This is a genomic window from uncultured Albimonas sp., from assembly GCF_963977235.1.
Classification (GTDB): Bacteria; Pseudomonadota; Alphaproteobacteria; order Rhodobacterales; family Rhodobacteraceae; genus Albimonas.
Genome location: NZ_CAXBOD010000014.1, coordinates 42,993 through 61,344 on the forward strand (window position 1 = coordinate 42,993; position 18,352 = coordinate 61,344).

Consider the following 18,352-nt stretch of genomic DNA (forward strand, 5'->3'; position numbering starts at 1 on the left):
TGGGGACGCCATGCGTGAGACGACCTGGTTCGAAGACGCGATGCGGAGCTGGCGCGAGGGGCTGACGAGCCCCCGCCTGTGGGTGGTCTGCTTCCTGACGGCGGCGCTGTTCGCGGCGATCGGCCCGGCGGGGACGGGCGAGATCTTCGGCCCCGCCGGCCGGGCCGCCTTCTGGGGCGCGGCGATGGCCGGCGCGTGGGTGGCCACCACCTTCGCGGTCTGCGTGGCCGAGGCGCGGCTGGGTCCGCGGCCGCTGGCGAGCCTCGCGGTCGGGGCGGCGCTGGCCACGCCAGCTCTGGCGCTGCTGCTGGCCCCGGCGCACGCCTCGCTGATGCAACGGCCCTTCGGCCTTGCCGAGGCGGCGCTGGCCGCGCCGCTGTGCGCCCTGCTCGCGGTCGTGATCGTCGTCAAGACCCGGCTGGCGCTGGGCCAGCCGCTGGGCTTTGGCGCGGTGACGGGCGAGGATCTCGCGCAGCCGGTCGCCGTCGCGCCCGTGCGTCCCGCGGCCGCGCCTTCACCCGCGGCCCTGGCGCGGGTGGCGACGCAGGCGCCCCGCCCCGCGCGCCCCGAACCGATCCCCGCGAACGATCAGACCCCCATGGCGGGCGATCCGGCCCCCATGCCTCCGGCCCCGCCCGCCTCGGCCCGTCCGCAGGCGCCCACCGAGGGTCCCGAGGCCGAGGGCGTCATCGCCTTCGCCACGCCGGCCCGCCGCGAGACCCCCGCGATCCTGCGCCGCCTGCCCCACCGCAAGCGCGGCGCGCTGCTGCGCCTGTCGATGAACGACCACTATGTCGGCGTCGCCACCGAGCATGGCGAGGAGATGCTGCTGATGCGCCTCTCGGACGCGATCGCCGAGACGGCGCCGGAGGAGGGACTGAAGGTCCACCGCTCGCACTGGGTGGCCCGGCGGGCGCTGCGCGCGGTCGAGCCGGAGGGCGACCGCGCCACCCTGGTCCTGACCAGCGGCGAGCGCATTCCGGTCAGCCGCACCCGCATGCAGGCGCTTCGCGCCGCGGGCTGGCTGGAGGAGGATGCGCCCCGCTTCCTCGGCGCCGCGGATCGCGACGCGACCGGCTGAGCCGGCCGGGCCGGCGATCCCCACCGCCGACCCGACCGACCGGCCGCTCCGCCAGGCCGGGCGGGCGTCCCCACGCCTGCCGACCTGCTCCGAACCGCGGGCGGATCGGTCCCCTGTCGCTTGGCGCTGCGCGCAGGGGAATCTGAAAGGAATCAAGCCGGGCGACGCAGGTCGCCCGGCTTTGGTCGTCTGGGGTCTTCGCACCTGATCGCTACGCGATGCGACATCGTCTTACGCTCTACGCTCCACACTCGGCGCCTCATACGAACGCGGCGCCCACGGAAAGCCATGCCAGGCTCCGCCGGACGCCGCGCCGTGTCGGGGCGTCTGGCGGGCGGTCCGGGCGCCACACACGCTCCCGGACCGCACGCTCCCGCCCCGGGGCATGGGGCGGCGCATCCGACTTGCGCCGTCTGCCGAACCAGAAAAGCCCGTCCCGCTGCGGCCCGAAAGATGAAATGCGCGAGCGGGCGAGCGGATGCGCCAAGGTGCTGACTCGGCTCGCGAAACTCCGTTCGCGGTTCGCGAACGGGCGCGTCGGGCGCGCAGGCGGGGCCGCCCCGTTCGCGAAAGGGGGAGCGAGTGCGCGAGCGGAGGGGGCGCGACGGGGGCGCGATCGCCCGCGCCCGGCCGGAGCCCTCGGCGCCGCGCGCGCGCCATGCGCCGATTCCCTCTGCGCACGGCCGTCCCCGGGGGCGACTCGGCCGCCCTCGCCTTGCTCCGGGGGTTCCCTTCGGCTAGGGAGCGCCTGCGCCCCGCCCGGGGCGCGGCAGACCGTGTCCGCAGACGACGGGATTCCCATGGCCAAGGACAAGAAACCGCGCCGGCCCAGGGCGGAGACCCCGCGCGGGTTCCGCGACTCGTTCGGCGCCGAGGTGCGCCAGCGCGCCGAGATGCTCGCCGCGATCACCGACGTCTACCACGCGCACGGGTTCGAGCCGCTGGAGTCCTCGGCCGTCGAGACGGTCGAGGCGCTGGGCAAGTTCCTCCCCGACGTGGACCGCCCCAACGAGGGCGTCTTCGCCTGGAACGACGAGGACGAGGGCTGGCTGGCCCTGCGCTACGACCTGACCGCGCCGCTGGCGCGCGTCTATGCGCAGCACCGCAACGCCCTGCCCAACCCCTACCGCCGCTATGCCGTCGGCCCGGTCTGGCGCAACGAGAAGCCAGGCCCCGGCCGCTTCCGCCAGTTCTACCAGTGCGACGCGGACACCGTCGGCTCGGCGAGCCCCGCCGCCGACGCCGAGATCTGCGCCATGCTGGCCCAGGCGCTCGAGGCTGCGGGCATTCCCGCCGGCGACTACGTGATCCGGCTGAACAACCGCAAGGTGCTGAACGGGGTGATGGAGGCCGCCGGCGTCCTCGACCCCGCCGACACGGAGAAATTCGCGGCCGAGCGCGGCATCGTCCTGCGCGCCATCGACAAGCTCGACCGCCTGGGCGAGGCCGGCGTGCGCGCCCTGCTGGGCGAGGGCCGCAAGGACGCCTCGGGCGACTTCACCAAGGGCGCGGGCCTGTCCGAAGAGCAGGCCGACATCGTGATGGGCTTCGTTTCGGCCAGGCGCGACACCGGCGCGGCCACCTGCGCCCGCCTGCGCGAGCTCGTCGGCGCCTCGGTCGCAGGCGCCGAGGGCGTGACCGAGCTGGAGACCATCGCAGAGCTGCTGGAATCCGCCGGCCTCGGCCCCGAGAAGGCGATCATCGATCCCTCGGTGGTGCGGGGTCTCGGCTACTACACCGGGCCCGTCTACGAGGCCGAGCTGACCTTCGAGATCCTCGACGAGAAGGGCCGCCCGCGCCAGTTCGGCTCGGTCGCAGGCGGCGGGCGCTACGACGACCTGGTCAAGCGCTTCACCGGCCAGACGGTGCCCGCGACCGGCGTCTCGATCGGCGTGGACCGGCTGCTGGCAGCGCTGCTGGCCAAGGGACGGCTCGAGAGCGCGACCTCCGGCCCCGTCATCGTGACCGCAATGGACAAGGCCCGGATGGGCGCCTACCAGGCCATGGCCCGCGAGCTGCGCGCCGCCGGCATCCGCGCCGAGGTGTTCCTGGGCGGCGGCAACATGGGCAAGCAGCTGAAATACGCCGACGCCCGCAACGCCCCCGTGGCGGTGATCGAGGGCGAGGACGAACGCGCCCGCGGCGTCGTCCAGCTCAAGGACCTGGCGCTCGGCGCGCGGCTTGCCGCCGACATCGAGACCCATGAGGCGTGGGCGGCCCAGCCCGCGCAGATGGAGATCCCCCGCGCCGCTCTCGTCAAGGGCGTGCAGGAGATCATCGCCCGCGGCGGCGCCGGGACCGGGACGGGCCGCGGCTGATGTCCGCCTCGCGCGCCTACCTCCCCGGCGGCCGCATCGGCGACGGGCTCGACCGGCTGGCGGGCGAGCTGGCGCGCATCGACGCGCTGTTCGCCGGGGCCGGGGCGCAGGCGGTGGAGCCCGCCACGCTGCAGCCCTCCGACGAGCTGCTGACGCTTTATGGCGAGGACATCCGCGGCCGCGCCTTCGTCACCCAGGACCCGGTCGACGGCGAGCTGATGCTGCGCCCCGACTTCACCGTTCCCGTCCTGCGTCTGCACCTGCAGGGCGGCGTCAGCCCGGCGCGCTACCGTTATGCCGGCCCGGTCTGGCGGCGGCAGGAGCCCGGCTCGACCCGGCCCACCGAATACCTCCAGGCCGGCGTCGAGATCCTGGGAGAGCCCGACGCGGTGGCCGCCGACGCCGAGGTCTTCGCCCTGATCCGCGACGCGCTGGCCGAGGCGGCGGCGACCGCGCGGCCACGCACCGGCGACCTCTCGATCGTCTTCGCGGCCATTGCGGGGCTCGCCGCGCCCGAGCGCTGGAAACAGGCGCTGCGCCGCCATGTCTGGCGCCCCGCCAAATTCCGCCGCAGGCTCGAGGCCTATGGCGAGCGGCCCGCGCCCTCCCCCGCCCGGAGCGCGCTGATCGCGGCCGTCGAGCAGGGCGAGGACGCCCTGCGCGCCCATGTCCGCGCGCTGGGCCCGCTCCACGGCGCCCGCGGCTATGAGGATGTGCTGGCCCGCGCGCGGGAGCTGGCCGCCGACGCCCGGCTGGTCCTGCCCCGCGCGCAGATCGACTGGCTGGAGGCGGTTCTGGCGGTCGCCGGCCCCTCGGCCGAGGCGCTCGAGACCCTGCGCGGGCTGGACGAGGGGGGCGCGCTGTCCCCCGCGCTCGACCGCTTCGCCCGCCGGCTCGAGGCGCTGGAGGCGCGCGGCGTGGACGCCTCGGCGCTGCCCTTCGACGCCTCCTTCGGGCGCGGGCTGGAGTATTACGACGGCTTCACCTTCGAATTCGCCGCGGCCCCGACCGCCGCGGGCCTGCCGCTGCCGCCGCTGGGCGGGGGCGGTCGCTACGACGCGCTGACCCAGCGCCTGGGCCATGGCGCGCTGCCCGCAGTCGGCGGCATCGTGCGCCCCGAGGCGATGATCGCCGCCACCGGACCGGCGGGAGGCGCGTCATGACCTCGGATCGCATCATCCTGGGCCTGCCCTCCAAGGGCCGGCTGATGGACTCGGCCCGCGCCTGGTTCGCGGATCGCGGGCTGCATGTGGTCCGCTCCGACTCCGATCGCGAATACGCCGGCCGGATCGAGGGGGTGGACGGGGTCGACCTCGCCCTGCTCTCGGCCGGGGAGATCCCGCGCGAGCTCGCCGCCGGGCGCATCCATCTGGGCGTCACCGGCGAGGACATGGTGCGCGAGCGGATCCCCGACGCGGACGCGTCGGTGCGGCTGCTGGCGCCGATGGGCTTCGGCCACGCGGACCTGCTGATCGCCGTGCCGGACGCCTGGGCCGACGTCGAGACGATGGACGATCTGGACGCGGTCGCGGGGCGCGTGCGGGCGCGCCTCGGCCGGCCGCTGCGCATCGCCACCAAGTATCACCTGCTGGTGCGCCGCTTCCTGCGCGCCCACGGGGTCGCCGACTGCGTGCTGGTCGACAGCCAGGGCGCGACCGAGGGCGTGGTCCGCCAGGGCACCGCCGAGGCGATCGCCGACATCACCTCCTCGGGGGCCACGCTGACCGCCAACCGGCTGCGGCCGCTGGAGGACGGGGTGATCCTGCGGAGTCAGGCCCAGCTCTGTCTTTCGCTGACGGCGCCCAAGGCTGCCGCGCAGGTAAAGACCCTTGATGTTCTTGCGGAAATCCTGCAAACGCCCGCGCTTGCATCTGCCGTTCCGCCACAATAGCGTCATATTCGGACGATGCGATATTCGCCTGTGGGTCAGCCGTCGGGCGGATGCAATTCCTGTCGCCTGGAAATCCGTGTTCACCTCGAGGTGCTTCGCCGCATGCAAGGTCTGCCGATCCTGAGATCGACCCCCCAGCTGCGTTCCCGTATCCGGTCCTGGCGCGCCTTCGGCGAGACGGTCGCCGTGGTGCCGGTGGGCCGCTCGCTCCATGAAGGCCACCTGGCCCTGATCCGCGCCGCGCGCGGCGAGGCCGACCGGGTGCTGGCCGCCGTCGCCCGCTGGCGCCACGACGACCACGGAGGGCGGCCCGAGCCCGGCGCGGGCGAAGAGGGCTTCGACGAGATCGAGGCCGCCGAGCGGGTCGAGGAGGCCGGCGCCGACGCCGTCTATCTGCCCTCGGCGCAGAGCCTGTTCCCGGTCTGCTCCGTGGTCGACATCCGCCTGCCCGGCCTGACCGACGTGCTCTGCGGCGAGGAGCGGCCCGAGCGGTTCGCGGGCTTTGCGCTGGCCTGCACCCGCCTGCTCAGCCAGGCGCAGGCCGACGTGGCGGTGATCGGCGAGCGCGACTGGCAGCGCCTGGCGATCCTGCGCCGGGTGGCGAAGGACCTGGACCTCGCCACCGAGATCCGCGTCGCCCCGACCGAGCGGGACGAGGACGGCGTGGCCTGGGCCGACGGCGCGCAGGACCTCGAGGGCGAGGACCGCGAGGCCGCCGTGCGCCTGTGGCGGGAGCTGCGCCGCGCCGCCGCCGCGATCGACGCCGGCGCCGAGGTCGACGCGACGCTCGACGCCGCCGCCGACGCGCTCGCCGACGCGGGGGCCGAGGTGGAATACCTCGACCTGCGCGACGCCGAGACGCTGGCCGAGGTCGAGGACGTCGCCTCCGGCGCCCCCGCCCGCATCTTCGCGGCCATCGAGATCGGCGACCTGCGCCTGATCGACAACGTCCCCCTGGGCGAGAAGCGCAACCCGCTCGACGGCTGAGCCGGGCGGCCGACCGCCTGCCCCGCGCTCCCCGTCTCCGGCGAGGAGCTCCATCGAGACCGCGCGCGCCCCGGGCCTGACCCGGGTCCTCCCGCGCGCGTCCCCCGCGCAAACCTGCGTGCGGAGCGCCCGGCGGCGGCCGCGCGAGGCCCCGGGTCAGGCCCGGGGGGCGGGTGTGACAGGCGGCGTCTGGAACGATCGGGCCGCGGGCCCCGGCTCAGATCCCGTCGAAGGATCCCAGACGGGCGTGGCGGGCGCCGGCCTGGGCGGCGGCCTCGGCCAGTTCCGCCACCGCGACGATGGGCGCCGAGCCGAAATCGATGTGGAAGGCGATCCCGGCGGGCAGCGGCTCGGGGTCGGACATCGAGTGGACCACGCCCAGCAGGTCCTCGGTCTCCATCTGCTCGGTCCCGGGCTGCGAGAACTCCAGGAACCAGCGGCGCAGGGGGGTGAGGTCGGGCACGCCGCCCTCGATCTCCATGGCCAGCATCGCCGCCTCCCAGCGGAACGGCGTCACCCTCAGCGACAGGCCCGGGGCGGCGATCAGCTCCAGCGGCGTCAACGTGGCGGCCAGCTGGCGCGGCAGAGGCGTGCGCACGTCGGGGTGGGTGATGCGGCCGCTCTCCTCGGCCTCGAAATCGTGGCGCGAGGGCAGGTCGAGCACGCCGTCGCGCAGCACCCGGCCGTCGGGGCCGCGCTTCCAGGGCTCGGGCACGATGTCGGCGCCGGCGTCGATGGCCCGCGCCATGCGCGCCAGCAGGTCGGCGAGATGCAGCTCCCGCAGGGGGGACAGCGCGGCGGCGAGGATCGGGTCCGCGGTGGTCATCGCACGCCGAGATCCGCCAGCGCGCGCGCCAGTTCCGGCGGCAGGTCGCCGGCGGGCGCGCCGCCGGGCGAGGACAGATCCCCCGGCGCCGCCTCCGGCGACAGATAGCGCCAGCCCTGGAAGGGGCGGCGCGGGGCGGGCTGAGTGCGCACGATCTCGGGGTCCAGCACCAGGGCGCAGCGGCGCACGCCGTCGCCGCGGTCGACCTCCTGCATCTCCTCGATGCGCTGGCGGGCCAGCACCACGCCCTTGATCACCCAGTAGAGGCTGCCGCCCGAGGACAGGATCTCGTCCTCGCGGCGGGGCCACATGCGGGTGACGTGGATGGGGCGGGGATCGCGGCCGGTCGCCAGCGCCTCGGCGGCGCGGGCGCGCTGCCAGCTCTCCAGATCCTCGACCGATTCCGCGCCCACGCACAGCTTGACGATGTGCAGGCGGGGAACGGTCTCGGGGGGGAGGTCGTCGCGCACGAGGTCTCTCCGGTCGGACTGCGGCCCTGCGCCCGGCGATCCGGGCGCGGCGGCCTCTGGGAACCGGGGGCCCGTCGCGGGCCCCCTTTCCTCAGGAAGCGTAGCGCTGCAGCGGGGCGACGTCGAGCGCCCCGGACCGACGGTCGCGGATGGCGCGGGCGGCGGCCCGGGCCCCGGCGGCCGTGGTGTAGTAGGGGATCTTCCCGTAGAGCGAGACCGAGCGGATCTCGCGGCTGTCGGAGACCGACTGGTTGCCCTCGGTGGTGTTGATCACCAGCGCGACCTGCCCGTCCTTGAGCGCGTCGACGATGTTGGGGCGGCCTTCGTAGACCTTCTTGACCGTCTCCACCTCGACCCCGTTCTCGCGCAGGAAGGCCGCGGTGCCGCCGGTGGCGAGCAGCTGGAAGCCCAGCTCGGTCAGGGTCTGCGCCGGCTCCAGGATCGCCGTCTTGTCGGCGTCGCGGACCGAGACGAAGACCCGGCCGCTCTCGGGCAGCAGGGTGCCCGCGCCGATCTGCGACTTCAGGAAGGCCCGGTCGAAGGAGACGTCGAGGCCCATCACCTCGCCGGTGGAGCGCATTTCCGGCCCCAGCAGGGTGTCGACGCCGGGGAAGCGGGCGAAGGGCAGAACCGCCTCCTTCACCGCGAACCGGTCGATGTCGGGGGATTTCAGCGTGAAGGCGCCCAGCTTCTCGCCGGCCATGACCCGCGCGGCGATGGCCGCGATGGGCGAGCCGACGGCCTTGGCGACGAAAGGCACGGTGCGCGAGGCGCGCGGGTTGACCTCGAGCACGTAGATCTCGCCGTCCTTGATCGCGAACTGCACGTTCATCAGGCCGACCACGTTCAGGCCCAGCGCCAGGGCCTTGGCCTGCGCCTTCAGCTCGTCGATCATCTCGCGCGAGAGCGTGTAGGGGGGCAGCGAGCAGGCGCTGTCGCCCGAGTGCACGCCGGCCTCCTCGATATGCTCCATGACGCCCGCGACATGCACGGTCTCGCCGTCGCAGAGCGCGTCGACGTCCACCTCGACCGCGCCCGAGAGATAGCTGTCGACCAGCACCGGCGACTTGCCCGAGACCACCACCGCCTCGCGGATGTAGCGGTTGAGCCCCTCGTCGTCGCGCACGATCTCCATCGCCCGGCCGCCCAGCACGTAGGAGGGGCGGATCACGACCGGGTAGCCGACCTCCTGCGCGATGCGCAGGGCCTGCTCGCCGGTGGTGGCGATGCCGTTGCGGGGCTGCTTGAGCCCCAGCTTGTTGAGCAGCTGCTGGAAGCGCTCGCGGTCCTCGGCGAGGTCGATGGCGTCGGGCGTGGTGCCCAGGATCGGGATGTCGTTGGCCTCGAGCGCACGGGCGAGCTTCAGGGGCGTCTGGCCGCCGAACTGCACGATGACGCCGTGCAGGGTCCCCGCCTCCTGCTCCTTGAACAGGATCTCGAGCACCGATTCTTCGGTCAGCGGCTCGAAATACAGCCGGTCGGAGGTGTCGTAGTCGGTCGAGACCGTCTCGGGGTTGCAGTTGACCATGATGGTCTCGTAGCCCGCCTCGGTCAGCGCGTAGCAGGCGTGGCAGCAGCAGTAGTCGAACTCGATCCCCTGGCCGATCCGGTTGGGACCGCCGCCCAGGATCACGACCTTCTTGCCCTGCGTGGGGCGGGATTCGCACTCGACCCAGCCCATCGCGTCGGCTTCATAGGTCGAATACATGTAGGGGGTCTGCGCCTCGAACTCGGCCGCGCAGGTGTCGATGCGCTTGAAGACGGGGCGGATCGACATGGCGTGGCGGATGCGGCGCACCGCGTCCTCGGACATGTTGGCGAGCTTGCCGAGACGCGCGTCGGAGAAACCCATCATCTTCAGCGCCCGCAGGCCGGCGGCGTCGCGAGGCAGCCCCTCGGCGATCAGCTTCGCCTCGACCTCGATGATCTCCGAGATCTGCTCGAGGAACCACGGGTCGTAGGCGGTGGCGGCCTGGATGTCGTCCAGGCTCAGCCCCTCGCGCATCGCCTGGGCGATGATCCGGATCCGGTCGGGGGTGGTCCGGGACAGGGCCGCGATCACGGCGCGCTTGCGGTCGGGCTCGGCGGTCTTGTCGTCGACGCCCGGGATCTCGATCTCGTCGAAGCCGGTCAGGCCGGTCTCCATCGAGGCGAGAGCCTTCTGCATCGACTCGGCGAAGGACCGGCCGATGGCCATCACCTCGCCCACCGACTTCATCGCGGTGGTCAGGTCGTCCTTGGCGCCGGGGAATTTCTCGAACGCAAACCGGGGGATCTTGGTGACCACATAGTCGATGGTCGGCTCGAAGCTCGCCGGCGTCACCTTGGTGATGTCGTTGTCGAGCTCGTCGAGCGTGTAGCCCACCGCCAGCTTCGCCGCGATCTTGGCGATCGGGAAGCCGGTCGCCTTCGAGGCCAGCGCCGAGGACCGCGACACGCGCGGGTTCATCTCGATCACCACCATGCGCCCGGTCTCGGGCTGCAGGGCGAACTGGACGTTGGAGCCGCCGGTCTCCACCCCGATCTCGCGCAGGACCGCCAGGGATGCGTTGCGCATCCGCTGGTATTCCTTGTCGGTCAGGGTCAGCGCCGGGGCGACCGTGATCGAATCGCCGGTGTGGACGCCCATCGGGTCCACGTTCTCGATCGAGCAGATGATGATGCAGTTGTCCGCCTTGTCGCGGACCACCTCCATCTCGAATTCCTTCCAGCCCAGCAGGGATTCATCGATCAGGATCTGGCTGACGGGCGAGGCGTCGAGGCCCGATTTGCAGATCCGCTCATAGTCCTCTCGGTTGTAGGCGACGCCGCCGCCGGTGCCGCCGAGCGTGTAGGCGGGGCGGATGATGGCGGGCAGGCCCACATGCTCGATGGCGTCCATGCACTCCTGCATGGTCGAGGCGATGGTCGCGGCCGGATTCTCGAGGCCGATGCGGTCCATCGCCTCGCGGAACAGCTTGCGGTCCTCGGCCATCTCGATGGCGGCGCGTTTGGCGCCGATCAGCTCGACGCCGTATTCGGCCAGCACGCCGGCGTCGTCCAGCGCCAGGGCTGCGTTCAGCGCGGTCTGCCCGCCCATGGTGGGCAGCAGGGCGTCGGGGCGTTCCTCGGCGATGATCCGGGTCAGGATCTCGGTCGTGATCGGCTCGATGTAGGTGGCGTCGGCCATCTCGGGATCGGTCATGATCGTGGCGGGGTTCGAGTTCACCAGGATCACCCGGTAACCCTCCTCGCGCAGCGCCTTGCAGGCCTGGGCGCCGGAGTAGTCGAACTCGCACGCCTGTCCGATCACGATGGGCCCCGCGCCGATGATCAGGATCGAGGAGATGTCGTCGCGACGGGGCATATGGGCGTTCCTCGGTGCTCGTTCGCCTCTGGCCCGCGCGAGTCGCGCAGGGTCGGGCGTCAAACGGTCAGGTCGGCTGGGACCGCGCGGGTTATAGCGGAGCGCGCACGGGACGCAAGGCGGGGCGAGGCCACGGGGGCGCCGCAGCGCCGATCATGGCGCCGGAAGCGGCCGCGACGCCGCCCCCCACATCGCGACCGAGAGCCCGATCGCCCCCGACGCCGCCGCGAGCGCGCACAGGCCCGCGCGTCCGCTCGCCGGCCCCGCCAGCGCGCCCTCGCCCCGGGTCTGTGCGCTCATCCGCACGCTCCACGCTCGTTCTCAACAGCCGCCGCGAGGGCGCGTCGCCCGGGACCCGCTCCGGGAGGCGACGCGCCGCGGCATCGGGCGGGATTGGCGATTGCCGCTCGACACGACAGGCCATTAACCTGTTGCGCATAGTGTAATCCGTACCCTGATCCTGTTGGCAAGGACCCGAACGCGCGATGGCAACCGAGGCGGATCCAGCCTTTCTCGAGACCGCGACCGTCTTCCTGGGGGCCGCCGTGATGGCGGTTCCGATCTTCAAGCGCGCCGGACTGGGCTCGGTGATCGGCTATCTCGCGGCCGGGGCGCTGATCGGCCCCTACGGCCTGGCGCTGGTCGCCGACGTGCAGACCGTGGTGGGGTTCGCCGAATTCGGCGTGGTCCTGCTGCTGTTCGTCATCGGGCTCGAGCTTCGGCTCTCGCGCCTGTGGCGGATGCGGTACGAGATCTTCGGCCTCGGCCTCGCGCAGGTGGTGGTGACCGGGGCGCTGCTGTTCCCGGTGCTGCGGATGACCGGGTTCGGCTGGAAAGCGGCGCTGGTGATCGGCTCGGCCCTGGCGCTCAGCTCGACAGCCTTCGCCATCCAGCTGCTGCGCGAACGCGGCGACCTCTCGCGCCCCTACGGCGACCGCTCGTTCTCGATCCTGCTGTTCCAGGACCTCGCCATCGTGCCGCTGCTGGCGCTGATCGCGATCCTGGCCCCGTTCGCGCGCGGCGACGCGCTGGACCTCGAGAACGGGGCCATCGCGCTGGGCGCCGTGGCCGCCCTGGTCGTCGTGGTGCGCTACGGGATGGGTCCGCTGCTGACCGTCATCGCCCGCTCCAAGGCCGACGAGGTGTTCACCGCCGCGGCCCTGCTGGTGGTGATCGGCTCGGCGCTGGCGATGCATGCGGTGGGCCTCTCGATGGCCATGGGCGCCTTCATCGCCGGCGTGCTGATGGCCGACACCGAGTTCCGCCACCAGCTCGAGACCGACATCGAGCCGTTCCGCGGCCTGCTGCTGGGCCTGTTCTTCATGGGCTTTGGCATGTCGGTCGACTGGGGGCTGGTCGCCGGCGCCTGGTGGGTGGTGCTGGGCGGCGCGTTCGGCCTGTTCGCGGTCAAGGGCGCCGCGCTCTACGGCCTTTCGCGGGTGGCGCGCTCGGACCATTTCGACGCGGTGCGCATCGCGGCCACCCTGGGCCAGGGCGGCGAGTTCGCCTTCGTGATGTTCGCCGCCGCCGCCTCCAACCTTTTGATCGACCGGTTCGAGGCTTCGATCCTCTCGGCCATCGTGACCCTCTCGATGGTGCTGACCCCCTTCGCCCTGAAGCTCGCCGACCGGCAGCGCCCGAAGGAGGAGGAGGGCGAGGCCGACGCCGGCGCGCTCGAGGACGCCCCCAACACCCGCATCCTCGTCGCGGGCTTCGGCCGCGTGGGCCAGGTGGTGGCCCGGGTGATGCGGATGCGCGGCTACGACGTGACGGTGATCGACAACTCCACCCGGCTGATCCGCATGGGCGCCTCGATGGGGGCCACGGTCTATTACGGCGACGCGCGGCGGCTCGACGTGCTGAAGATGGCCGGGGCGGCCAATGCCGACATGATCTTCCTGTGCATCGACGACCGCGACGGCGCCAAGGCCGCGGTCGAGAAGATCCGCCACGCCTTCCCCGACGCCCTGATCCTCGCCGACACCTACGACCGCTTCTCCGAGGTCGAGCTGCGCGAGGCCGGCGCCCACGAGGTGGTGCGCGAGACCTTCGAGAGCGCGGTCGAGCTCGCCCGCCGAGGCCTGCACCGGATGGGCGACGGCGACGTCGCCTCCGACCTGATCGAGGAATTCCGCCGCCGCGACGCCGAGCTCGCCCGCCTGCAGACCCAGTACGGCATCCAGGAGGGGCTGCAGAAGCTGCGCGAGAAATACACGCTCGACCAGCCGGGCTGAGGGAGGCGCCCGGCCAGGCGCGGGGCCCCTGCTATTCCCTCAGCAGCAGCAGCATGGCGACGATGGTGACGCCGATGCCCGCCAGCACGCTGGGTCCGGGCCACTGGCCGGCGAACAGCCCCTCCCACAGCACGATAAACGAGGGGACGAGGTAGCCGTAGGCCATCACCTTGCCCGAGGGCAGCCGCATCGCCGCGAACTGCAGCAGGAAGAAGGTCAGCGCGGTGGCCCCCAGCGCCAGATAGACGATGGCGCCCCAGACAATGGGGGGCATCGCGCTCCAGTCGGTCGAGAAGATCGAGCCGGTGGCCAGCGCCACGATCCAGATGATCCCGCAGGCCGCCAGCATGGTCCAGAAGCTGAAGGCCAGCGCCGGCTCTCCCCGGTTCAGCCGACGCACCAGGGGGGTGTAGAGGGCGTGGGCCGCGACGCCGACGAAGAAGATCGCCTCGCCCCGCCCGATCTCGAAGGCGAGCAGGCGCTCGAGCGTGCCGTCGAAGATCACCCAGGCGGCCCCTGCGCCGCCCAGCGCCAGGGCGCCGGCCATCCTCGGCGGCGCGGCCTGCCGCAGGAGGATCCAGCCGAACAGGGCCGAGAGGATCGGGGTCAGGGTGAAGACGGCGCCGGTGGAGACGGGATCGGTGATCCTGAGCGCCACGAACATGAGGATGAAGTAGAGCGCCAGCAGCCCCCCCAGCAGCGGATAGCGCCACGGCTGGACGAGCTGCGCCCGCCGCAACCCCGGCCCCATCATCGCCGCCCCCGCGAGCACCCCCGACCCCAGCGCGAACCGCGCGGCGTTCAGCGCCTCGGGCGCGATGAGCGCGGCGGCGCGCCCGCCCAGCGAGAAGCTGCCGGAGATGACGAGGGCGAAGAGCAGCATGGCCAGGTGGCCGAGGCTGCGGTCACGGGTGGGGGTCATGGGGGCTCCGGGTGGTGGGCCGGAGGGGTATGCGGGGTGGGGAGGGGGGGCAAGCTATCTTGCCAGAAAGATAGCTGATCCCCCGACCCGCGGAGCTAAGCAATCGATAGCTCCTTTCGAAGAGACTGGTGTACGCTCACTGTAAACGCTTTTGAGAAAGCGGGAGGGGGATCGCCTCGGAAGTAGAAATTTTTATAACCAGTGCTTTCTTCCGTGGTAAACAAAACACCCACTCTGTAGAGATCCTCTAGTATTTTGGTCCATTTAATTTCGCTTAGAATTGCGACATCGTCATACATATCGGATAGGTCGGATATCCTGGCAATGAAATCTGGTCGAGTATAGGTTGGTTTGCCTCCTCGGAAAATTCGATCAATGCCATCCAATTCAGTTCTTGTATATTGTACGGCAAGCCCAGATAGCGCATCTTGCCAGAGCCGTTCGCCTAGTGATTTTAAGACATCTTCCCTTAGAGTCTTTTGTCGAAACTTGCTGCGCCCAGCGTCAATGATTGAAGCTTCTTCAAAAAGGAGGGCAAGATCTCGCGGCCGGTACCATGTTAGATCAAGGCATTTCGACAGCGAGTGTTTGCCTGGAAAGTATTTCTTGTGCGCAGCTTCAAGCTCGCTATCGTCAATCGGGAATCGATATCCAGAAAACTCTCCATCTTGACAAACAATCCGCCCAAGAACCATCTTTTCCAGCGGATGGAATCCTGATTTTATCGTCGCGTTCCACTCAAGTTTGATGCCTTTGTCGCGAATGATCCTGTATATCTCGCCCTGAACCACAGAAACGCGCTCCGCAACTTCGTCTCTTATTGCCGCAATAATGCGTATATCTGAATCAAAAAATCTTTCATTAAAATTTCTCACCGCTCTAACAAGAGAGCCGATTGCAACGATTCTCAAGTCGTCACGTTGGTCGCCGTGTGAGTATATCTCCATTTCGTCTACAAAAAGAAAGATTGGACGCTGTTCAAGGTATACTGAATCAAGCTTTTCCTCTGCCAATTCTAGATAAACTGATAGATCTGCCGGTGTCGCTTCTGCAAAATCACCGTCTATCTGAATTTCGGGGTTCTTGGATAGCTTGATGTGAAACTCTTTTAATACAGGGTAGCGCTTTCCAACATTCTTGGATTGAGATATTAGTTTTGAGATCTCTACCATTTTATGGAAGTCGCTGGCAGGCCCGTCGATTACGTTTGAGCGTCTGAGAATTCGGGCTGCCTCGACAAGAAAAAAGAGCCGCCAGAAAATTGCAGCTTCATCTGCATTTACTAGCGACCTATCATCAATGATTTCTTCGTTTTCGTTGCGTTTTTTCGCTTTAAAGGCATTTAGCTCGCTCTCCGAGAATGAGCTTTGAAAGAAATAAAATTCGGCAGCTGCGCTGAGTTCTTCCTCAGCTTTGATTCTTATGTACTGCAAGAGCGCAGTTTTTCCAGCTCCCTTTGGCCCATAGACAAAATACTTACCTCCTTCATAGAAATCATCAAGCTTGAATCTCCTAGGTGGCACAAAACTATCAACAAAAGCTCTGCGCTCGCTTTCGCTCCGAAGGTTGAGGTTCCGAGCGTCCTCTGAGCCGAAATCAAACTCGTCTACTTCCACAAATCTCACTCCTCGAATCGCAGCATCACTCCGCCGCCACCCGCGCCGGATTGTTCGGGTGGGTCGTCCAGTCGGCGAACCCCTCCTCGACCACCTTCCCGGTGCGGGGATCCACCGTGCCCGGGGCCAGGCGCTCCATGGTGATGCAGTTCTCCACCGGGCAGACGTCGACGCACAGGTTGCAGGCGACGCACTCGTCGTCCTTCACCTCGAAGACCCGCTCGGGGCTCATCGAGATCGCCTGGTGGGAGGTGTCCTCGCAGGCGGCGTAGCAGCGGCCGCACTTGATGCAGGCCTCCTGGTCGATGCGGGCCTTGGTTACGTAGTTCAGGTTCAGATACTGCCAGTCCGTAACGTTCGGAACCGCCCGGCCCTGGAAGGCGGCGGTCGAGGGGTGGCCGGCCTCGGACATCCAGCGCTCGAGACCCGTGGCCATCTCGGTCACCACCCGGAAGCCGTAGGTCATCGCCGCGGTGCAGACCTGCACGTTGCCGCAGCCCAGAGCGATGAACTCGGCCGCGTCGCGCCAGGTGGTGACCCCGCCGATGCCCGAGATCGGGATGCCGCGGCACTCGGGGTCGCGGGCGATCTCGGCGACCATGTTCAGCGCGATGGGCTTCACCGCCGGGCCGCAGTAGCCGCCGTGGGAGCCCTTGCCGTCGATCGAGGGCTCGGGCGAGAAGGTGTCGAGGTTCACCGAGGTGATCGAGCTGACCGTGTTGATCAGCGAGACCGCGTCCGCCCCCCCCTTCACCGCCGCGCGCGCGGGGCCGCGGATGTCGGTGATGTTGGGGGTCAGCTTCACGATCACCGGCATGCGGGTGATCTGCTTGCACCAGCGGGTGATCTGCTCGATCAGGTCGGGGGCCTGGCCGACGGCGGCGCCCATGCCCCGCTCGGACATGCCGTGGGGGCAGCCGCAGTTGAGCTCGATGCCGTCGGCGCCGGTGGCCTCGACGAGCGGCAGGATCTCCTTCCAGGCGGATTCCTCGCACGGGACCATCAGGGAGACGACGACCGCCCGGTCGGGGTAGTCGCGCTTGACGGCCTTGATCTCGTCGAGGTTGGTCTGGAGGGGGCGGTCGGTGATCAGCTCGATGTTGTTGAGGCCGAGGATTCTTCGGTCGGGGCCATGGATCACGCCGTAGCGGGGGCCGTTGACGTTCACCACGTGGGGGTCGAGGCCAAGGGTCTTCCACACCACGCCGCCCCAGCCGGCCTCGAAGGCGCGGCGGACGTTGTATTCCTTGTCGGTGGGCGGCGCGGAGGCGAGCCAGAACGGGTTGGGTGAGCGAATCCCAATGAAGTCGTTCACGAGGTCGGCCATGCGACTCTCTCCCTTAAGTTGGTGCTCAGGCGATGGGCAGCTCTTCGAGAATGACTTCCGAACGATGACGGAACACAGCCTCATCGGTGAAATCGCGCCCCCTGTCCCGAGCGGCGGTCATCATGTTGGCGAGGCGCGGGCGATCAACCGAAAGCGAAGCCACAGCGTCGACCAGGCGCTTCAGGTCGTTCTTCTCCGTCAGCACGCCTGCTTCCACTGACTGCAGGAGGTCCGCCGAGAACGCATCGCCATAGCCGACGATCGGCGTGCCGCGAGACATCGATTCGATCAGGATTCGGGGGGACTCGGGGGTCTTATGACAGAACATCAGGATGTGAGCCTCACTCAAGACGCGAAGCACAGTCTCGCGGTCAGAGATGAACCCTGGAAACTCTATGATATCGGCGACGCCGAGTTCGCTGGCTCGAGCTTTGGCTTGCTCGAGAAGGGGACCATCGCCCACCCAGAGCGCTGACAGGTCGATGCCCGCCTCTCTCAGTCCCGCGATTGCCTTAACCCAATCCAGCGGCCCCTTCATCAATGCGGCCCGACCCGCATACACGATGCGGATCGTCTCGGCGCCCTTCAGCGAATCCTGCTTCTCAGCGAGTTCCGCGTCGGTCAGGACCTGCGCTGCGGAAACGTGCGAGTCATGCACGATATGTGGATTGGGGCAGATCGGGCTGAATGCCTCAAAGGTTGAGGCGCCATGGAACAGTCCCAGCGCCGAGTGGCGCACCAGATGGGCGTCGAGGCGCCGGCTAAGCCGCCAGTCGACCTCGCGCTTGATCCTTGACAGACCGCTGACCGCCTTGGCGTCCTCACGCATGACCTCGCTCACGACGCGGTCCGTCCATACGGCGTATGGACGTCCCATGCATCCCGCCAAGACGGCGCCGACCGCTCCCCACGCGCCGATGACGCCTCCAAGGCCAAAGACCGCGCGGTCATGTTCATTGATCAGCCGCCGGTAGCGTCGCGTCACGTTCGGAAGAGCAGGCAGGAAACGCCGCAACGTCCAGGCGCTGGGCACCCACTCGAAAGCGACGCGCGGCGCCCACTCCTCGTCGCCTAGAAGAGGCTCATAACCTTCGGGCGGGGCAGCGGCATCGCAGCGCGCCACCACGGTAAGGCGGTCGAAGTGACGCGCCCAGAGACGCAACCCGTTCTTTGCCTGGCTCTCACACCAGATCTGGCCCTGATGACGAAAGAAGCCTACGCTGATGTAGAGCAATAGAGACGACATCTTGACCTTCCGATGTGAGATCGGACGTAGAGCTTCCGTCCCGGATGCTAGCCCGATGTCGCCGAGGATGCACCTCGACCCCGCGCTG

13 protein-coding genes are annotated in these 18,352 nt (G+C 69.4%); 6 read left to right on the plus strand and 7 right to left on the minus strand.

Translation table 11 applies throughout. The features are described 5' to 3' along the window. Positions 1-10 precede the first annotated feature (10 nt). From AAC134_RS09510 to AAC134_RS09530, 5 genes are all read left to right on the plus strand, one after another. The gene (locus AAC134_RS09510; protein ID WP_339948849.1) at positions 11-1,081 is read left to right on the plus strand and encodes a LytTR family DNA-binding domain-containing protein; all 1,071 of its coding nucleotides are present in this window, start codon (positions 11-13) and stop codon (positions 1,079-1,081) included. Positions 1,082-1,881: 800 nt separating this feature from the next. Then, a complete protein-coding gene (gene hisS / locus AAC134_RS09515; protein WP_339948850.1) occupies positions 1,882-3,399 on the plus strand; it encodes a histidine--tRNA ligase in 1,518 nt (505 codons plus the stop codon). Next, positions 3,399-4,562 (plus strand): ATP phosphoribosyltransferase regulatory subunit, encoded by a 1,164-nt coding sequence (locus AAC134_RS09520; protein WP_339948851.1) that lies wholly within the window; start codon positions 3,399-3,401, stop codon positions 4,560-4,562. The genes hisS and AAC134_RS09520 overlap by 1 nt, the downstream gene beginning before the upstream one ends. Continuing rightward, positions 4,559-5,290, plus strand: a complete 732-nt coding sequence (gene hisG, locus AAC134_RS09525) for an ATP phosphoribosyltransferase (protein WP_339948852.1) — start codon at positions 4,559-4,561, stop codon at positions 5,288-5,290. Before AAC134_RS09520 ends, hisG begins: the two co-directional genes overlap by 4 nt. A 102-nt stretch (positions 5,291-5,392) precedes the next feature. Then, a complete protein-coding gene (locus AAC134_RS09530; RefSeq protein ID WP_339948853.1) occupies positions 5,393-6,277 on the plus strand; it encodes a pantoate--beta-alanine ligase in 885 nt (294 codons plus the stop codon). A gap of 217 nt (positions 6,278-6,494) precedes the next feature. Here AAC134_RS09530 and AAC134_RS09535 read toward each other — a convergent pair whose 3' ends face one another. The 3 genes from AAC134_RS09535 to carB form a co-directional block, all read right to left on the minus strand. Beyond that, complete coding sequence (locus AAC134_RS09535) at positions 6,495-7,103, minus strand: hypothetical protein (RefSeq protein WP_339948854.1); 609 nt, start codon at positions 7,101-7,103, stop codon at positions 6,495-6,497. Continuing rightward, positions 7,100-7,573 (minus strand): DUF1489 domain-containing protein, encoded by a 474-nt coding sequence (locus AAC134_RS09540; RefSeq protein ID WP_339948855.1) that lies wholly within the window; start codon positions 7,571-7,573, stop codon positions 7,100-7,102. The genes AAC134_RS09535 and AAC134_RS09540 overlap by 4 nt, the downstream gene beginning before the upstream one ends. Before the next feature lie 91 nt (positions 7,574-7,664). Continuing rightward, a complete protein-coding gene (gene carB, locus AAC134_RS09545; RefSeq protein ID WP_339948856.1) occupies positions 7,665-10,919 on the minus strand; it encodes a carbamoyl-phosphate synthase large subunit in 3,255 nt (1,084 codons plus the stop codon). A gap of 485 nt (positions 10,920-11,404) precedes the next feature. Between carB and AAC134_RS09550 the strand changes: the two genes are divergently transcribed. Next, on the plus strand, positions 11,405-13,153 hold the full coding sequence (locus AAC134_RS09550) for a monovalent cation:proton antiporter-2 (CPA2) family protein (protein WP_339948857.1): 1,749 nt from the start codon (positions 11,405-11,407) through the stop codon (positions 13,151-13,153). A 31-nt stretch (positions 13,154-13,184) separates the two neighbouring features. Here AAC134_RS09550 and AAC134_RS09555 read toward each other — a convergent pair whose 3' ends face one another. The 4 genes from AAC134_RS09555 to AAC134_RS09570 form a co-directional block, all read right to left on the minus strand. Then, on the minus strand, positions 13,185-14,075 hold the full coding sequence (locus tag AAC134_RS09555; protein WP_339948858.1) for a DMT family transporter: 891 nt from the start codon (positions 14,073-14,075) through the stop codon (positions 13,185-13,187). A gap of 95 nt (positions 14,076-14,170) precedes the next feature. Continuing rightward, the gene (locus AAC134_RS09560; RefSeq protein WP_339948859.1) at positions 14,171-15,691 is read right to left on the minus strand and encodes a hypothetical protein; all 1,521 of its coding nucleotides are present in this window, start codon (positions 15,689-15,691) and stop codon (positions 14,171-14,173) included. A gap of 25 nt (positions 15,692-15,716) precedes the next feature. After that, positions 15,717-17,018, minus strand: coding sequence for an NAD-dependent dihydropyrimidine dehydrogenase subunit PreA (gene preA / locus AAC134_RS09565; protein WP_339948860.1), 1,302 nt, complete (start codon positions 17,016-17,018; stop codon positions 15,717-15,719). A gap of 25 nt (positions 17,019-17,043) precedes the next feature. Continuing rightward, a complete protein-coding gene (locus tag AAC134_RS09570; RefSeq protein WP_339948861.1) occupies positions 17,044-18,252 on the minus strand; it encodes a glycosyltransferase in 1,209 nt (402 codons plus the stop codon). Positions 18,253-18,352 lie beyond the last annotated feature (100 nt).

Coding starts and splice junctions, on each gene's coding strand:
- AAC134_RS09510 (WP_339948849.1), top strand. CDS start 11: ATGCGTGAGACGACCTGGTTCGAAGACGCGATGCGGAGCTGGCGCGAG.
- hisS (WP_339948850.1), top strand. CDS start 1,882: ATGGCCAAGGACAAGAAACCGCGCCGGCCCAGGGCGGAGACCCCGCGC.
- AAC134_RS09520 (WP_339948851.1), top strand. CDS start 3,399: ATGTCCGCCTCGCGCGCCTACCTCCCCGGCGGCCGCATCGGCGACGGG.
- hisG (WP_339948852.1), top strand. CDS start 4,559: ATGACCTCGGATCGCATCATCCTGGGCCTGCCCTCCAAGGGCCGGCTG.
- AAC134_RS09530 (WP_339948853.1), top strand. CDS start 5,393: ATGCAAGGTCTGCCGATCCTGAGATCGACCCCCCAGCTGCGTTCCCGT.
- AAC134_RS09535 (WP_339948854.1), bottom strand. CDS start 7,103: ATGACCACCGCGGACCCGATCCTCGCCGCCGCGCTGTCCCCCCTGCGG.
- carB (WP_339948856.1), bottom strand. CDS start 10,919: ATGCCCCGTCGCGACGACATCTCCTCGATCCTGATCATCGGCGCGGGG.
- AAC134_RS09550 (WP_339948857.1), top strand. CDS start 11,405: ATGGCAACCGAGGCGGATCCAGCCTTTCTCGAGACCGCGACCGTCTTC.
- AAC134_RS09555 (WP_339948858.1), bottom strand. CDS start 14,075: ATGACCCCCACCCGTGACCGCAGCCTCGGCCACCTGGCCATGCTGCTC.
- preA (WP_339948860.1), bottom strand. CDS start 17,018: ATGGCCGACCTCGTGAACGACTTCATTGGGATTCGCTCACCCAACCCG.